The sequence below is a fragment of the Ruminococcus sp. 210702-SL.1.03 genome (genome assembly GCF_020559915.1).
In the GTDB taxonomy this organism is placed as follows: Bacteria; Bacillota; Clostridia; order Oscillospirales; family Ruminococcaceae; genus YE71.
In genome coordinates, this window is record NZ_JAJCLZ010000001.1 from 41924 (window position 1) to 59027 (window position 17104).

Annotated in this window: 14 protein-coding genes; 6 read left to right on the forward strand and 8 right to left on the reverse strand. The window is 50.0% G+C overall.

Annotation, left to right across the window (positions count from 1 at the left end):
- Positions 1-154 precede the first annotated feature (154 nt).
- The 5 genes from LI114_RS00230 to LI114_RS00255 all read right to left on the reverse strand — a co-directional run bounded on the left by LI114_RS00230 (position 155) and on the right by LI114_RS00255 (position 7626).
- Positions 155-1411, reverse strand: coding sequence for a glycoside hydrolase family 10 protein (locus LI114_RS00230; RefSeq protein WP_227218369.1), 1257 nt, complete (start codon positions 1409-1411; stop codon positions 155-157).
- A gap of 90 nt (positions 1412-1501) precedes the next feature.
- The gene (gene gatB / locus LI114_RS14255) at positions 1502-4369 is read right to left on the reverse strand and encodes an Asp-tRNA(Asn)/Glu-tRNA(Gln) amidotransferase subunit GatB (RefSeq protein ID WP_319638283.1); all 2868 of its coding nucleotides are present in this window, start codon (positions 4367-4369) and stop codon (positions 1502-1504) included.
- Positions 4370-4384: 15 nt separating this feature from the next.
- The gene (gene gatA / locus LI114_RS00245; protein ID WP_413770890.1) at positions 4385-5836 is read right to left on the reverse strand and encodes an Asp-tRNA(Asn)/Glu-tRNA(Gln) amidotransferase subunit GatA; all 1452 of its coding nucleotides are present in this window, start codon (positions 5834-5836) and stop codon (positions 4385-4387) included.
- 31 nt (positions 5837-5867) lie between these two features.
- A complete protein-coding gene (locus tag LI114_RS00250) occupies positions 5868-6146 on the reverse strand; it encodes an Asp-tRNA(Asn)/Glu-tRNA(Gln) amidotransferase subunit GatC (RefSeq protein ID WP_022128174.1) in 279 nt (92 codons plus the stop codon).
- A 205-nt stretch (positions 6147-6351) separates the two neighbouring features.
- A complete protein-coding gene (locus tag LI114_RS00255) occupies positions 6352-7626 on the reverse strand; it encodes a diaminopimelate decarboxylase (RefSeq protein ID WP_227218373.1) in 1275 nt (424 codons plus the stop codon).
- 265 nt (positions 7627-7891) lie between these two features.
- Between LI114_RS00255 and LI114_RS00260 the strand changes: the two genes are divergently transcribed.
- From LI114_RS00260 to LI114_RS00285, 6 genes are read left to right on the forward strand one after another with little or no spacing between them, the layout of a single operon-like run.
- Complete coding sequence (locus LI114_RS00260; protein ID WP_022128176.1) at positions 7892-8080, forward strand: DUF951 domain-containing protein; 189 nt, start codon at positions 7892-7894, stop codon at positions 8078-8080.
- A 52-nt stretch (positions 8081-8132) separates the two neighbouring features.
- A complete protein-coding gene (prfA, locus tag LI114_RS00265) occupies positions 8133-9206 on the forward strand; it encodes a peptide chain release factor 1 (protein WP_227218375.1) in 1074 nt (357 codons plus the stop codon).
- Positions 9207-9219: 13 nt separating this feature from the next.
- Positions 9220-10236, forward strand: coding sequence for an L-threonylcarbamoyladenylate synthase (locus tag LI114_RS00270; RefSeq protein ID WP_227218377.1), 1017 nt, complete (start codon positions 9220-9222; stop codon positions 10234-10236).
- The gene (coaE, locus tag LI114_RS00275) at positions 10233-10838 is read left to right on the forward strand and encodes a dephospho-CoA kinase (protein WP_227218379.1); all 606 of its coding nucleotides are present in this window, start codon (positions 10233-10235) and stop codon (positions 10836-10838) included. The genes LI114_RS00270 and coaE overlap by 4 nt, the downstream gene beginning before the upstream one ends.
- Complete coding sequence (locus LI114_RS00280; RefSeq protein ID WP_227218381.1) at positions 10831-11481, forward strand: lytic transglycosylase domain-containing protein; 651 nt, start codon at positions 10831-10833, stop codon at positions 11479-11481. The genes coaE and LI114_RS00280 overlap by 8 nt, the downstream gene beginning before the upstream one ends.
- Complete coding sequence (locus LI114_RS00285) at positions 11465-12871, forward strand: aminopeptidase (protein ID WP_227218382.1); 1407 nt, start codon at positions 11465-11467, stop codon at positions 12869-12871. The genes LI114_RS00280 and LI114_RS00285 overlap by 17 nt, the downstream gene beginning before the upstream one ends.
- Before the next feature lie 110 nt (positions 12872-12981).
- Here LI114_RS00285 and LI114_RS00290 read toward each other — a convergent pair whose 3' ends face one another.
- The 3 genes from LI114_RS00290 to pheS all read right to left on the reverse strand — a co-directional run bounded on the left by LI114_RS00290 (position 12982) and on the right by pheS (position 16816).
- The gene (locus LI114_RS00290; RefSeq protein WP_227218384.1) at positions 12982-13230 is read right to left on the reverse strand and encodes an IreB family regulatory phosphoprotein; all 249 of its coding nucleotides are present in this window, start codon (positions 13228-13230) and stop codon (positions 12982-12984) included.
- Positions 13231-13357: 127 nt separating this feature from the next.
- A complete protein-coding gene (pheT, locus tag LI114_RS00295; protein ID WP_227218386.1) occupies positions 13358-15772 on the reverse strand; it encodes a phenylalanine--tRNA ligase subunit beta in 2415 nt (804 codons plus the stop codon).
- A gap of 24 nt (positions 15773-15796) precedes the next feature.
- Positions 15797-16816 (reverse strand): phenylalanine--tRNA ligase subunit alpha, encoded by a 1020-nt coding sequence (gene pheS / locus LI114_RS00300; protein WP_227218388.1) that lies wholly within the window; start codon positions 16814-16816, stop codon positions 15797-15799.
- Between the last annotated feature and the right edge of the window lie 288 nt (positions 16817-17104).

The following is a 17104-nucleotide window of genomic DNA, read 5'->3' on the forward strand; positions in this document are numbered from 1 at the left end:
TATGCCTTAATAAACATTATACTACATTCTTTCCCGATTTTCAAGTATATTTAATAAAAAATTGCACTTTACACAAATTCTTTTCGGCATTTTTGTCAAATCTTCATAGCATTTTCACATGATTTATTATCACATAGTAAAAAAGTAAAAAATGTTATTTGAGCTGCGCAGATATTTCTTTTCTTTCTTCCAAAAAGCGTTCGTCCGTTTTGGTAAAAAGGCTTTGATAGCTGTAAAGTGCGAAGCCCGAGCAATTTTCGTCCGCTTCGGTATCGCCTATCTGCCGCGCTATTATGCCCATGTCGTTTATAAATTCGTCCTCGCGCTCTAGCTTGTAGACACCCAGCCCGCAGACCAGCTTAACATTTTTACATATCACGATGTTCTCCCAGTTTTTCAGCGTTTCTGAAAACGGGCACACGCTGTTCTCGTAACCGAAATATATCTGCGGCGCGATGTAATCGAGATAGCCTTCTTCCGAGCACCATTTTTTCACGTCGGCGTACATCTGCGTATAATTGTTATCCATATTTCCCTGCGGCGACACGCCGAAAAGAAGCCTTTTGTCCACCGATTTTACAGCTTCGTAAATATCATGCACCATCTCAGAACAGTTATCCATCCGCCACTGCGAAAGATCGTCAGCCGTCTGCGCCGCCGTAAAAGCCTGCATATCAAAGCTTTTTTCAGTAGTCGGATAAAAATAATCGTCGATATGCACGCCGTCTATATCGTAATTCTCTGCAAGTTCCGCCGCGCCGTCCGCTATAAGCTTGCGCACCTCGGGATAAGCAGGATTTAGCCAATAATAATCGCTGTTATCGGGCTTTGAAACATACTCCGGATATTTCCCGGGCTGCGAATACCATTCGTAGATCTGCGTGCCCTGCATTTTTTCCATATAGACCTGTGTGTCGCAGCGCAGAGGGTTTAGCCATGCGTGAAACGATAATCCATATTTGTGCGCCTCGTCGGTCATGATCTTCAGCGGGTCATAGCGCAGAGTGCCATCCTCTGCGGGAATATACTTTGACGGTGCAAAATACTGCGAAACATAATAAGCGTCGCCGAAAGCACGAACGTGGACATACACAGTGTTGCACCCGAGGTCGCTCACATTCTCAAAAGCCTTCGAGATATTCTCGCGAAAAGCGCTTTCGCTGTCATCAAGCATACCCGCGAGATCGATATACGAGATCCAAACAGCCTTTTGCTCATCGTAGTTGAGCGGCGTGTACTCTTCATTTTTGACTGTCTGCTGAGTCTGCTTGCTGTCCTGCGAAGCCGTCAATACATTCTGCGGCACTGGCGAATTTTGAGTTATCTTCGGCTTGTCCGATTTAGTTGAGCAGGAACAAAGCAATGCCGCCGTGAGAAGCACGGCTATTCCATTCATTTTTTTCAATTCCAAAGCACCCCCTCTGCAAATCTTATGCGCGTAATACGGGTTATATGCCAAAAAAACAGCGCGGCTGCAGCGCCGCGCCATTTGTGTGATTTTTTACGGGATAAGTCTGTTTATATCTCTCGGGAACATTGATGTTTCGCGGATATTTGATTTATTGAGCAGCTTCATCAGCAGACGCTCAAGGCCGATGCCCAGACCGCCGTGCGGGGGCAGACCGTACTTGTGCGCGTCGAGATAGCTCTTGAAATCTGCGGGGTCAAGACCCTGCGCTTTCATCTTAGCTACCTGCTCATCATAATCGTGTATACGCTGACCGCCGGAAGTTATCTCGAGTCCGCGGAAGAGCAGGTCGAATTTGTAAGCTTCCTTGGGGTCTTCCCTGCTGTTCATAGCATAGAAAGGCGGCTTTGAGGACGGGAAATGAGTTACGAAAATGAAGTCGCTGTTGTACTTTTCTTTAGCGTATTTGCCGAGGTTCACTTCGTCCTCGGGGTCGAGGTCGAACTTCTTGCCCGCGGCGTTATCGCCTCTCAGCATCTTTATAGCGTCTATGAACTTGATCGAGGGTATCTCGGTGATCTGTGGAACGTCAGCTTCAAGTATTTTCAGCTCGTAAGCGTAGTTCTCAGTGATATACTCCATGATGAATTTCAGCATAGCCGTTTCCATCGCCATAACGTCGTACATACTGTCGATATAGCCCATCTCGAGATCAAGTCCGATGTACTCGTTGATGTGGCGCGAGGTAGCGTGCTTTTCAGCTCTGTAAACAGGTGCAATCTCGTAAACGCGGTTGAATACGCCTACGCAGGCCTGCTTGTAGAACTGCGGCGACTGGTTGAGGAACGCGTTTTTCTGGAAGTAGTCAAGCCGGAAGATGTTCGCGCCGCCTTCTGCGCCCTGCGCAACTATCTTAGGCGTGTGTATCTCGGTGAAATTGTTCTTCTTCATGAAGATGTGCATACCGTGCACAAGACCCTCCTGAAGCTTGAATATAGCGCGCTCGTAAGGATTTCTCAGCGCGGCAACGCGGTTATCGAGCTTAGTGTCGATAGCGCAGTTGAGTCTGCCCTGCGAGATCTTGAGCGGCATTTCGCTCTTGGGGGTGCTGATAAGGCGAATGTCTGAAAGCTGGATCTCTACGCCGTTGAAGTCCTTCGGGTTTTCGGTAACAGTACCCTTTACCCATACGAAGAAGCCCTCGCGCAGACCCTGTATGCTGTCGGCGCAGTCCTTCTCGTTATAAACGGTCTGGATAGTGCAGAAAGCAGTTCTTACAACTATAAACGTTACACCTGCCATCTTTCTTATGCGGTGTACGCAAGCCTTAAAGTCTACCACTTTGCCGATGTTATCCAGCGCGTCGGAAAGAGTAAATTCGCCGAGCAGGTTTTCGGGCGATACCATAAGCATAGCGCCGTCCGCGTCGGGAACGTATTTATCGGGATTTGTGTAAGGCGTGAGCGCGGAAATATCATAGCTTTCTTCTTCCTCAGCCTTAGTATCAGCGGTATCGTCGGCAGCGGAAACAGCCGCAAGCTTTTCTTCAAGCACGCCCTTTATCAGCTTAGGAGTTGCAAAGCCCTTAAGAGCCTTTGTGCACTGACCCATGATAAAGCCGAATACTTTCTTTTCGCCCGAAGCGTACTGCTGTACCTGCGCGGCGTTCGCAGCGAGTATCTTGTCGATCTCAGCACCTACTTTTTCGGTATCTACGGTGATTATAAATCCTGCCTTCTCAGCCAGTTTTTCGGGATCGCCGCCCTGCTCTGCCATAGTGCGGAAAACGGTCTTGGCGTCGTTCTTCGAGATCTTTTCGGTATCAGCCATGCGCACCAGCTCGGCAAGCTGTGCGGGTGTGAACTTGACATTCTTTACGTCGATCTCGCCCAGATTTATACGGCGCATAAATTCGGTGAGTATGAAAGCCGAGATAGTCTTCGGCGAATCGTACACCGCAAGTGCCGCGTCAAAGAAATCGGAAATATCCTTATTATTGATGATAGTCTGCGCGTCGATGTCGGAAAGTCCGTACTGCTCGGTATAGCGCGCAAAGCGCTTGTTTGGCATTTCGGGAAGCTTCGCTCTGATCTCAGCCAGCTGCTCATCGGTGATGTTTACCTGTAAAATATCAGGCTCTGGGAAATAGCGGTAGTCATGCGCATTTTCCTTAGTACGCATCGACTTTGTGGTATCTCTGTTCGCGTCGTAGCGGCGGGTCTCCTGGATAACCTTTTTGCCTGCTTCGAGCAGAAGTGCCTGACGGCGCTCCTCGTACTTGATAGCTCTGCCTACAGACTTGATAGAGTTGATATTCTTGATCTCGGCGCGCGTACCGAATTCCTTATCGGTAGGCTTCATGATCGAGATATTTACGTCGCATCTCAGCGAGCCCTGCTCCATCTTACAGTCGCAAACGCCTGCGTACTGAAGAAGCAGCGATACCTGCTCTACGAAAGCCATAGCTTCCTCAGCGGAGGACATATCCGGCTCGGTAACTATCTCTATCAGCGGAATGCCGCAGCGGTTGTAGTCCGCCAGCGAAACGCCGTTGTAATCGTCGTGAACGAGCTTGCCGGCGTCCTCTTCAACGTGTATATGGTTTATTCTGATGTTCTTCTTCTCGCCATTTACCTCTATTGGCACATATCCGGGGCCGCAGAGGGGTCTGTAAAGCTGCGAGATCTGATAAGCCTTAGGCAGGTCGGGATAGAAGTAGTTCTTTCTGTCGAATACCGAGAATTTGTTTATCTCGCAGTTAAGGGCGTAGCCCGCCTTTACCGCGTACTCGATAGCCGTCTGATTTATAACGGGCAGAGTTCCCGGCAGACCCATGCATACGGGGCAGCAGCGGGAGTTGCGCTCTCCGCCGAACTCAGCGGAGCAGTTGCAGAATACTTTAGTTTTTGTAAGAAGCTCGGCGTGGATTTCAAGACCGATGACTGTAATATATTTTTCCATTTGTCTTTTCCTCCTTTAAAGCTTAGGCGCGATGGGCGTAAAGGTCTGTTCGTAAGCGTCGGCGAGCTGGATAACCGTCTGCTCGTCAAAGCGCTTGCCGATTATCGACATACCTATCGGCATACCCTGTGCGTTGTAGCCGCAGGGCGTGGATATTGCAGGAAGTCCCGCGATGTTTACAGTTACGGTGCATATATCCGCCTGATACATCTTTACGGGGTCTGATACCTGCTCTTCAGGGCGGTAAGCTACCGCGGGGGTAGTCGGGGTGAGTATAGCGTCGCACTTAGCAAATATCTCGTCGTACTCATCTCTTATGACCTGACGCAGAGCCATAGCTTTGCCGTAATAAGCGTCATAGTAACCGCTAGAGAGCGCGTAGTTTCCGAGGAGTATCCTTCTCTTTACCTCGTCACCGAAGCCTTCGCTGCGCGAGTGCTTTATAAGCTCTTCGTAACTGTCGGCGTCCTTAGCGCGGTGACCGTACTTTATACCGTCATATCTCGAGAGGTTTGAAGCAGCCTCGGCAGAGGATATAAGGTAGTATGCAGGGATAGCGTATTTCAGAGAAGGCATAGAGCAGTCGATAAGCTCAGCGCCAAGCTCCTTATACTTTTCAGCCGCCGAAAGTACGGAAGCCTTTATCTCGTCGTCGATACCTGCTGCGTAAAATTCAGCGGGCAGCGCGATCTTCATCCCCTTGAGCGGCTGACCGATCTTAGCGTTGAAATCGGGAACCTCGTTTTTCGAGCTTGTACCGTCGTGCATATCAAAGCCGCAGATCTGATTGAGGATAACGCCGCAGTCAGCGCTGCTCTTTGCGATAGGGCCGATCTGGTCGAACGAGGAAGCGAAAGCTACAAGACCGAATCTGGAAACACGGCTGTAAGTAGGCTTGATACCGACCACTCCGCAGAAAGAGGAGGGCTGGCGTATAGATCCGCCCGTATCAGAGCCGAGAGCCGCCGCGCAGAGGTCTGCCGCAACCGCCGCCGCCGAACCGCCAGACGAACCACCGGGTACGCAGTCGGTATTATACGGATTGCGGGTCTTTGCGAAAGCGGAAGTTTGAGTAGAGCCGCCCATTGCAAATTCGTCCATAGAAGTCTTGCCGAGCATAACTATGCCCTGCGAGTCGAGCTTCTGCATAACGGTAGCATTATAAGGGGGGATAAAATCCTCCAGCATTTTGGAAGCGCAGGTAGTGCGCACGCCCTCGGTGCAGATATTGTCTTTGATAGCGAGGGGGATACCCGTAAGCGGCTTCTGCTCGCCTGCGTCGATAAGCTTCTGCGCCTCGTCAGCCTGCTTTAGCGCGCCCTCTTCGGTAACGGTGATATAAGCTTTGATCTCGCCGTCGCGCGATCTTATATTTTTCAGATATTCTTCCGCCAGCTCGCGCGAGGAGATCTTTTTCTCGTCAAGCGCCTCACGCATATCGCGGATAGATTTCAGTGAGCTGTCCAACATTTACACGACCTTCCTTATATATTTTAGGTTATTCAACGACCTTGGGCACTACGAAGCAGTTGTCGGAATTAACTGCGTTCTGAAGCACTTTTTCGGTAGACATCGAAGGAAGCTTTTCGTCCTTGCGAAGGTCGTTGAGGAATACGTTGTGATTATCTTTCAGCGCGTCGTACTCCAGCCCGAAGTCTTTAATTGTATCCATAAGCTCGATAATGTCGGTCATTTCGTCAGCGGTCTTAGCCAGCGCTTCGTCTGTAAACTCCAACTTTCCCAGTTCTGCGAGATACTTTACCATTTCAAGATCCATAGAAAAAACCAATCCTTTCTCTATTGCTGCGGCGGCATATCGCACATTAGCTGCAAAAGCACCGCATACTCAAATTTTATTATACTATATTTCCGCGCATTTTGCAAGTAGTTTTACCAATTTACAAAAAAAGTTCATAATTGAGGGTACAAAAAGCAAAAACGCCGCAGCTGATATAGTAAAAGCTGCGGCGTTGCGGCATAAATCATTTATCTTTGTTGAGATATTTGTCCATAATGTGGCAGAAGTCAAATGTTGCAAAATAATCTGCGGGTGTTTCTGCGCGGCGGATCATCTTCACGCTGCCGTCCTCCTGCAAAAGAAGCTCGGCATGGCGAAGTCTGCCGTTATAATTATAGCCCATAGAGTAGCCGTGCGCGCCCGTATCGTGGATAACGAGTATATCGCCGGTATCTATCTCAGGCAGCATTCTGTCTACTGCGAATTTATCATTGTTCTCGCAAAGCGAGCCTGTAACGTCGTACTTGTGGTCGCAGGGAGCGTTTTCCTTGCCCAATACGGTGATGTGATGATAAGCGCCGTACATAGCGGGACGCATGAGGTCGCAGGCGGTAGCGTCTACGCCGACATATTCCTTATAGATATGCTTGTGGTGAATGCACTTTGTAACGAGATGTCCGTAAGGCGCGAGCATATATCTGCCCAGCTCGGTAAAAATAGAAACATCGCCCATGCCTGCAGGTACGAGTATCTCGTCAAACGCCTTGTGCACGCCCTCGCCGATAGCGAAAATATCGTTTGGCTCTTTATCGGGAGTATAGGGTATGCCAACGCCGCCCGAGAGGTTGATGTACTTGATCTGTGCACCGGTCTTTTCCTTTATCTCGACAGCCAACTCGAAAAGTATGCGGGCAAGCTTAGGATAGTAAGCGTTGGATACGGTATTGGAAGCGAGGAACGCATGGATACCGAAATTCTTAGCGCCTTTTTCCTTGAGTATCTTAAAGCCTTCGATGATCTGTTCGTGGGTAAAACCGTACTTAGCGTCGCCGGGGTTATCCATTATCTGAGTTTCGATCTCAAAATGTCCGCCGGGGTTATAGCGGCAGAAAATAGTTTCGGGAATACCGCAGAGGTCGTCGAGGAACTTGATGTGGGTGAAGTCATCGAGGTTTATGAAAGCGCCCATCTCTCGCGCCTTGAGGTAATCCTCCTTAGGGGTAACGTTCGAAGAGAACATTATGTCACTGCCTAAAAAACCGCAGCACTCGCTCATCATAAGCTCGGTAAGCGAAGAGCAGTCAACACCGCAGCCCTCTTCCTGAAGCACTTTGAGGATAAAGGGATTAGGGGTAGCCTTTACGGCAAAGTACTCTCTAAAGCCCTTGTTCCACGAAAACGCCTTGAAAAGGTCGCGCGCGTTCTGACGGATAGCTTTCTCGTCATAGATATGAAAAGGCGTAGGGTAAGTTTTGATTATCTCTTCCGCCTGCTCTTTGGTGATAAAAGGTTTTTTCATTTCTTTCCTTCCTTTATAATAAGATTAAGATTCCACTTATAAAATCATAAGAAATACATTTTTATAATATCATTTTTTGCATTGTTCGTCAAGTAATGTCGCAAAATTTAATAGAATAGATATATTTCATTTACTTATATATAATATAGAATACATATTTGTAGATTTAGGCATAAAAACTTGCTAACGCCACGAAAATGTGCTATAATATAAAGGCAAGCGTACAAACGCTTGATAACACGTTCGAGGAGGTAAGATCACAGTTATGGACATTTCAAAAGGCGATACACTGCTTATGAAAAAGAAACACCCATGCGGCAGCTTTGAGATGGAAGTGCTGCGCTCGGGCATGGATTTCAAGCTGCGCTGCCGCGGCTGCGGAAGAGAGTTTATGATACCCCGCAGCAAGGCCGAAAAAAACGTAAAGAAAGTCATAAAGCCTGCGGAAACTTAGCCGACTGTCTGTAAAAAATCGCGATCAATACAGATGTAAGGAGCTAAGAGATATGACAGATAAGTTAGAGATAATAGACGAGCGTTTTTCCGAGATCGGCGAAATGCTCACCCAACCCGACACCGTGAACGATACGGCGAAGTACACCGAGCTGATGAAAGAATACAGCCGCCTGGAGCCGATATGCCAGAAGTACGGCGAATACAAACGCGCAGCAGCTGAAAATGCCGAAGCACGCGAGCTGCTGAAAGAAGGCGGCATGGACGAAGAAATGCACGAGATGGTATCAGAACAGCTGAACACCTCGGCGGGCGATATGGAGCGCCTTTCAGAAGAGCTGAAAATAATGCTGCTGCCGAAAGACCCGAACGACGAGAAGAACGTAATAGTAGAGATACGCGGCGGCGCTGGCGGCGAAGAATCAGCGCTTTTTGCAAATTCGCTTTACCGTATGTACTCAATGTACGCGGCTTCAAAGGGCTGGAAAACGGAAGTGCTCAGCGCCAACGAAACGGAGCTTGGCGGATACAAAGAGATAAGCTTTTCAATAGAGGGCGCGGGCGCTTACTCGCGCATGAAGTACGAAAGCGGCGTTCACCGCGTACAGCGCGTTCCCGAAACGGAATCGCAGGGCAGGATACACACATCTACCGTAACGGTAGCAGTACTGCCCGAAGCCGAAGAGGTAGAGCTTGAGCTGAATGAAGCTACTGAGCTGAAAATAGACGTCTTCCGAGCTTCGGGCGCGGGCGGCCAGCACATCAACAAGACCGAATCGGCAGTAAGAATAACGCACCTGCCTACGGGCTTGGTTGTAGAGTGTCAAGATGAGCGCTCGCAGTACAAGAACAAAGACAAAGCTATGCGCGTGCTGCGTTCACGTCTGCTGGAGATGAAGCAGGCCGAGCACGACGGAGAGATAGCCGCAAAGCGCCGCTCTATGGTCGGCACAGGCGACCGCTCAGAGCGCATACGCACATATAATTTTCCCGAGAGCCGAGTTTCAGACCACCGCATAGGGCTTACGCTTTACAAGCTCGACAGCATACTTAACGGCTCTCTGGACGAAGTGATAGACGCACTTGCGCTCGCTGACAGAACAGCGCAGCTTGCGAATGAAAAATAACGAGGATAGAAAAATGAGTTTTCAAACAGAGATCTTGAATGATTCAGAAGTTTCGATAAACCGCGCCGCCGAGCTTATAAAAAGCGGCGAAGTAGTAGGTATGCCTACCGAAACGGTGTACGGTCTGGCGGCTGACGCTTACAACGAAGAAGCGGTAGCAAAGATATTCCGCGCGAAAGAGCGACCCGCCGACAACCCGCTCATAGTGCACATCAGCAGCCTTGCGGAGATCTCAGAGGTAGCTTCCGAGATACCCGCGCTTGCCCTAAGCTGTGCAAAGGCTTTTTGGCCGGGGCCGCTGACGATGGTACTTCCGAAAAATCCGCGCATACCGCTTATCACATCTGGTGGGCTGGATACCGTAGGCATTCGTATGCCCTCGCACCCCACCGCACGCGCGCTGATACAGGCTTCGGGCGTGCCGCTTGCCGCGCCCTCGGCTAACCTTTCTGGAAGCCCCTCGCCAACCTGCGCCGCTCACGTTTTTAAAGACATGAACGGCAGGATACCCGCGATAATCGACGGCGGTTCATGCGAGGCAGGCGTGGAGTCTACCGTTATATGCTTTGAACAGAACGCCGTTAAGATACTGCGCCCCGGCAGGATAACCGCGCAGATGCTCGCCGCCGTAACGCCCGACGTGCGCATAGACAAGGGCGTACTGCACGAGGTCGAGAGCGGCGCTAAGGTCGCTTCACCCGGCATGAAATACAAGCATTACTCGCCGAAAGCAAACGTTGTTATCCTCGACGGCAGCTCGACGGCTTTCCGCGAATATGTCGATACTCACGATAAAAGCGGCGTACTGTGCCTTGTATTTGGCGAAGAGGACGCAGCTGATGACGTGCCGTACATCAATATCGGCGCGACGAGTGAAGAGCAGGCGCACAATCTTTTCGACGCTCTGCGCGAAGCCGACGAGCGCGGCGCTTCTACCGTATATGCGCGCTGCCCGAAGTTTGACGGAGTAGGTCTTGCGGTGTACAACAGGCTTATCCGCGCGGCGGCATTTCAGGTGATAAAGCTGTGAGCGCGCTGACGGCGGGGCTTACGGGACAAAGCGGCGCGGGCAAGACGACTGTCAGCCGAATTTTTGCCGAGCACGGGTTTTACGTCATAAACTGCGATATACTCGCGAGAAAAGCCGTAGAGCCGAACAGCGAATGTGCGAAAGATCTGGAGCAGAAATTTCCGCAGTTTTTTGAAAACGGAGTGCTTAACAGAAAAAAGGCGGGCGCTGCGCTTTTTGCGGACAAAGACCTTCTCAACAGATACAACGCCGCGATATTCCCGCACATAAACAAGCTGATCTCGAAGGAGATAGCGCAGGCTGAGAGCAGCGGCGAGAGATATATCTTACTTGACGCGCCGACGCTTTTTGAAGCGGGAGCGGATAAACTCTGCACGGTGATAGTAAGCTGCGTGGCGGATACTGAAAAGCGCATAGAGCGTATCTGCGCGCGCGACGGACTTAGTGTGCAGGCTTGCAAAGACAGATTTTCTTCGCAGCACAGCGAGGAATTTTTCAGAGAAAGATCAGATTATATTATAGAGAACAACGGCAGCGCGGAACAAGCCGCGGCGCAGGCTGCGGAGGCTGCTGAAAAAATAAAGGAAAGAGCAAATGGCTAACAAGCGAAAGAAAAAAAACGAGAACATACTCGGGCTGATGATCTTCGTCATAATTATGCTGCTGATAGCGGTGGGTATTTTGATAATATTTCGCCAGCCCGAAACGCAGAACAAGGCGAAGAACTTTTTTACATACCCCACCGAGTACGAGGAATACGTTATAAAATACTCGGCGGAGTACGATATAGACCCGCGCTACATTTTCGCGGTGATAAACACCGAGAGCCACTTTGACCCGCAGGCGGAGTCGGAAGTGGGTGCGCGCGGACTTATGCAGATAATGCCCGACGCTTTTGACTGGATAAAATTTCGGCTGAACGACGAGCGCGACATAACCTTTGACGATATGTACGACCCCGAGCTGAACATTCAGTACGGCTGCTATATGCTTTCATATCTCTATCAGGATTTTGACGAAAGTTATGAGCTGGCGGCGGGTGCATATCATCAGGGAATGAACGCCGTGCACGGCTGGATAGAGGACGGCACGATAGACCCAGAGCATTTCAGCATAAACGAAAACCTAGATGACGTACCATCTGAGCTTACACGAGATTATATTTACAAGGTCATGAAAGCCTTTGAAAAATATAAGAACAATTCACAGCTAGAGGAGGATATTAACAATGGAAAATACGAATAGATCGCCCGGCGAAGAGCTTGCCGCAAAACTGCTCGAAGAACCCAAAAATGCGGGACTTATCATGAGCGATGAAGAGATAGCCGCAGCTGACGGCTTTTGCGAGGACTACAAGAAGTTCCTCAACGCCGCAAAGACCGAGCGCGAGGCCTGTACAGAGGCTATCAAGCGCGCGAAAGCGGCAGGATTTACCGAGTACGACCCCACCGCCGACTACAAAGCGGGCGATAAATTCTATTTCTGCAACCGTGAAAAGTCGGTGATACTTACTGTAATGGGCAAAAAGCCGCTTGCAGAGGGCATACGCCTTGCCGCGGCGCACATAGACTCTCCCCGCCTGGACCTCAAGCAGCACCCGCTTTACGAAGACCGCGAGCTTGCGCTCTTTAAGACGCACTATTACGGCGGTATAAAGAAGTACCAGTGGACTACTATACCCATGTCGCTGCACGGCGTTATTGTAAAGGCTAACGGCGAAAAGGTCAGCGTAGCCATCGGCGAGGACGAGGGCGACCCCGTTTTCTGCGTTACCGATCTGCTGATACACCTCGCTTCCGAGCAGATGAAGAGAACGCTTGCGGAGGGCGTAAAGGGCGAAGAGCTGAACCTGCTGATAGGCTCTCGCCCCTTCAAGGACGACAAGGTATCTAAGAAAGTAAAGCTCAACATAATGTCGATACTCAACGAAAAGTACGGCATCACCGAGCACGATTTCGTTTCGGCAGAGCTGGAGATAGTGCCCGCTTTCAAGGCGCGCGACCTCGGCTTTGACAGAAGCATGGTAGGCGGCTACGGTCAGGACGACAGAGTTTGCTCCTACCCCGCGCTTCAGGCTATACTCGACTGCGAAGCCCCTGAGCACACCTGCATGACTATCCTCACTGATAAAGAAGAAACAGGCAGCGATGGCAACACGGGTCTTAACAGCTCTTATCTGCCCTATTTCATCGACGATCTTGCAGCTAAGCAGGGCGCGAAGGGTCATAACGTTATCAGCAAGTCGCTTTGCCTTTCGGCTGACGTAAACGCCGCGGAAGACCCGACATTTGCAGACGTTACCGAAACGCGCAACGCCTCAAAGCTCAACTACGGCGTAGTGATCACGAAGTACACGGGCGCTCGCGGCAAGAGCGGTACATCTGACGCTTCGGCTGAATTTGTCGGCAGGATAAGAAAGATGATGAACGACGGCGGCGTTATCTGGCAGACCGGCGAGCTCGGCAAGGTAGACGCAGGCGGCGGAGGAACGGTAGCGCAGTACATCGCGAACCTCGACATGGACGTTATCGACGTAGGCGTGCCAGTTCTCTCTATGCACGCGCCTTTTGAAGTTACCGCAAAGCTCGACACATACATGGCGTACAAGGCATTCTCGGTATTCTTTAAAGACTAAATAAATAACAACAGCCGCAGGGTGAAACAAAGCACTCTGCGGCTAATTTTTTGCATAAAAAAGCTGCGGATATTTCACCGCAGCTTTTGCTTTTTATAACATATATAACGTTACTTTACGTTAAGGTAACTCTTTACAAGCTCCTGTAAAAGTTCATCTCTGTCTATATGACGGATCAAGCTTCTAGCGTTATTGTATGTTGTTATGTAGGTCGGGTCTTCGGAAAGAATGTAGCCTACTATCTGATTTATAGGGTTATAGCCCTTTTCAACCAGCGCGGCGTACACCGTCTGGAGGTCTGATCTTAACCGGCTGTCATTTTCCTTGACTACCGAAAATTCTACTGTCTGTTCGTGCATGAAAGCTCAACTCCTTTTCCTACTATAATTTATTCTGACTGCAATACTATTATACCGCATTTCTTTAAAAATAACAAGCCTTTCAGAAAAAGATTGTACACACTGCACAAATTTCAACACGCGAATTTTACATTCTGAGTTCTGCGCCGTGCTCCTTTAGCGCATTTACTATCTTTTCCATAGTCTTGTCAGCCTGCTCGTCGGTAAGAGTGCCGTCGTGCGAACGCAGTGTCAGCGCGTAAGAAACGCTCTTCTTGTCTTCGGCTATCTGCTTGCCCTTGTAAATATCGAAAAGCGTTACCTTTTCGAGGATAGCTCCGCCTGCTTTTCTTATCGTCTTTTCGATAACTGCGGCGGGCAGCTCGTCGTCGCAAACCAGCGAGATGTCGCGGGTGGTAGCGGGGTACTTAGGCAGCGGCTTGTAAGTCTTTTCCTCGGTGCAGAGCGCCATAAGCTCAGGCAGATTTACCTTAGCGGCATACGCACGACAGCCGATACCGTAATTCTCCAGAGTTTCGGGGTGCAGTTCGCCGAATATTGCAAGCTCTGTGCCATTAGCGGTGATAACTGCGCATCTGCCGGGGTGGAAAGCGGCAGCCTCGCCGAAAGCGGTATTTTCATCAGGGCGTGCAACATCGTACTCGGGCGCGCCGCACTTTTTCAGCAGCTCTTCCACAATTCCCTTGATGGTGTAGAAATCTACGCTGCCGTTTGTATCATAAATACCGACGCCGAGTCTTTCTGGCTCGTTAGGCAGCACCTCTCCCTCTACAGGCAGGTACTCGTTGCCAAGCTCGAAAGCGTAGCACTCGGGGTTACGATAGCTGTAATTGCGAGCCAAAACTTCGCAAACCGAGGGGAGAATGGTAGTTCTCATAACGCTGGTGTCCTCGCCGAGGGGGTTCATGATCTTAACAACGTTTCTCAGCGGGCTGTTTTCGGGAAGTCTTATCTTATCGAAATACTTAGGCGAGATGAACGAAAAAGTAGTGATCTCGTTTACGCCCATGCCGAGCATTGCCGCAGTAACGTTTCTGTCAAACTTCTGCTTGCGGGTCAGCTTAGCTTCGGCAACGCCGCGGATTATGGTATCCGGTATCTTGTTGTAACCGTACAGGCGGGCAACTTCCTCTGCAAGGTCAGCTTTGCATTCTATGTCTATTCTGTAATAAGGCGCATAAGCCTTGCCGTCCTTGATGGTGAAGTTAAGACGGGTGAGGTACTCTTCCATCTCAGCGGCGGGTATCTCAGTGCCTAAGAAGCTGTTTATCCAGTCGGGGTCGAAAACTACGCCCTCGCGGTTCTTATTTGACTTATCGCAGTCGATGTATGTCTTTACTACTTCGCCGCATCCGAGCATTTCTACAAGCTCGAAAGCTCTCATCAGCGCGGGGAAAGTGTTTTCGGGGTCAAGACCCTTTTCAAAACGTGCGGATGCGTCAGTCCTCATGCCGAGCTTCTTAGCGGTGGTTCTTACGCTTGCGCCGTCGAAGCAGGCAGACTCAAATACTACTGCGGTGGTGTCGTCCATGATACCACTGTACTCGCCGCCCATTACGCCTGCTACGGCTACGGGCTTGTTCTCATCGGCGATAACGAGCATTTCTTCCGAAAGTTTGCGCTCTACGCCATCGAGAGTGGTTATGCTCTCCCCTGCCTTAGCGTTGCGAATGTTGATCTTAGCGCCGTCAACATAGCGCAGGTCGAAGGCGTGCATAGGCTGACCATACTCGAGCATTACATAGTTTGTGATGTCAACAAAGTTGTTGATGGGGCGCACGCCGCTTGCGCGCAGGCGCTCTCTCATCCATCTGGGCGAAGGGCCTATCTTTACGTTCTTGACGTAGCCGCACATATATCTCGGGCAGAGCTTTTCGTTGTGTATCTCTACCGACATTATTTCGTTTATATCGCCGTCGATGCCTGTGAACTTAGGCTCTTTGATGTCGGCGGGAACGTTGAAAGTTGCAGCAGCTTCTCTCGCCAGACCGATAACAGAAAGGCAGTCGGGGCGGTTAGAGGTTATCTCAAACTCTACTTTCTTATCGTTGAAGCCGATAGCTTCTCTTATATCCATGCCGACGGTCTTGTCGCAGTCGTCGCCGAGGATAAAAATGCCGTCCTCTATCGCGTAAGGGAAATCATGCAGGGTAAGCCCCAGTTCGTCGAGCGAGCAAAGCATACCGTTAGAAGCCACGCCGCGCAGCTTGCCCTTAGTTATCTTCACCTTTTTGCCCTCGTGAAGCACGGTGGACTTATGCTTAGCGGTAGGCACATAGTCGCCTACGTTTACGTTCTGCGCGCCTGTAACTATCTGGATAGGCTCAGCCTCGCCAACGTCTATCTGCGTGATGAACATATGGTCAGAATCGGGGTGGCGCTCAGTAGAAAGCACCTTGCCTACTACTACGTTAGAGAGAAAATCTCCTTCTTCGCCCCAGCACTCTACCTTAGAGCCTGAAAGGGTAATCTCATCGCAGAATTTCTTTATATCGCACTTGCAGTCAACATAATCCGCAAGCCATCTCATTGAAAGATCCATTTATATTAACCTCCGTTCGATTTATCAAAACTGCTCCAAAAATCTCATATCGTTTTCGTACAGCAGACGCATATCGTTGATATTGTATCTGCCCATCGTGATTCTTTCAAGACCGATGCCGAAAGCGAAACCGCTGTAAACTTCGGGGTCGATGCCGCAGCCCTCGAGTACCTTTGGGTGTACCATTCCCGAGCCGAGCAACTCTACATAGCCCTCCTGCTTGCACATCGAGCAGCCCTTGCCGTGGCAGTTAAAGCACATGAGATCTACCTCTGCGGAAGGCTCAGTGTATGGGAAGTGGTGCGGACGGAAGCGAAGCTGAGTGTCCTCGCCGTAAAGGCGCTTGAGCAGCATTTCAAGCGTGCCCTTGAGGTCAGCCATTGTGATGCCCTTATCTATAACAAGACCCTCTATCTGATGGAAGAGCGGCGAATGAGTAGCGTCAACTGCGTCGGAGCGATAAACTCTGCCGGGCGAGATTATGCGTATCGGCGGCTTCATCTTCTCCATAGTGCGAATCTGAACGCCGGAGGTCTGTGTTCTCAGCAGTACGTTTTCGTTGATGTAGAAAGTATCCTGCGTATCGCGCGCGGGGTGATGCTTAGGCATATTCAGCGCCTCAAAACAATAGTGGTCGGTTTCTACCTCAGGGCCTTCAACTATATCGAAGCCCATGCCGAGGAAAACTTCCTCTACCTCTGCAAGAGTAGCATTGAGGGGGTGAGCGTTGCCGAGCTTAGGGGCTTTTCCCGGCAGGGTAACGTCGAGCCTTTCTGCCTCTAGCTTCACAGCCGCAGCCTTGCTCTTTATAGCGTTCTGCGCCGATGTAACTGCCTGCTCAATGTCGGCGCGCACCTTATTGGCAAGCTGACCGATAACGGGCCTTTCTTCAGGCGAAAGCTTTCCCATCTGTTTCAGGATAGCCGTGATCTCGCCCTTTTTGCCGAGAAAACGTACTCTTATATCGTCGAGCGATTTCAGATCGGCAGCGTGCGAAAGTTCTTCTTTAGCTTTGAGTTCTATCTCTTTAAGCTGTTCTGTCATTTTCTTTTCCTCCGATTCAAATAATTTGCAAATAAAAAAAGCCTTTATCCCGCCGCAACGGGACAAGGCTTAGTAAAAGCTTGTTTATTACCACCCATATCAGCAAAAGGAAGCTGTTACTCCCCGACCCTTAACGCAGGTATACGTTTTCGCCTACTCAGATTTCAGCAAAACCGCTCGCAAGTGAAACTTCGTGCTTTTGCGCAGTTTGGACGTGCTTACAGACTATGGCACATTCTCTCTGGAAAACCGCAGCTGCAAAAGCCTACTCTTCTTGGTCACAGCGTT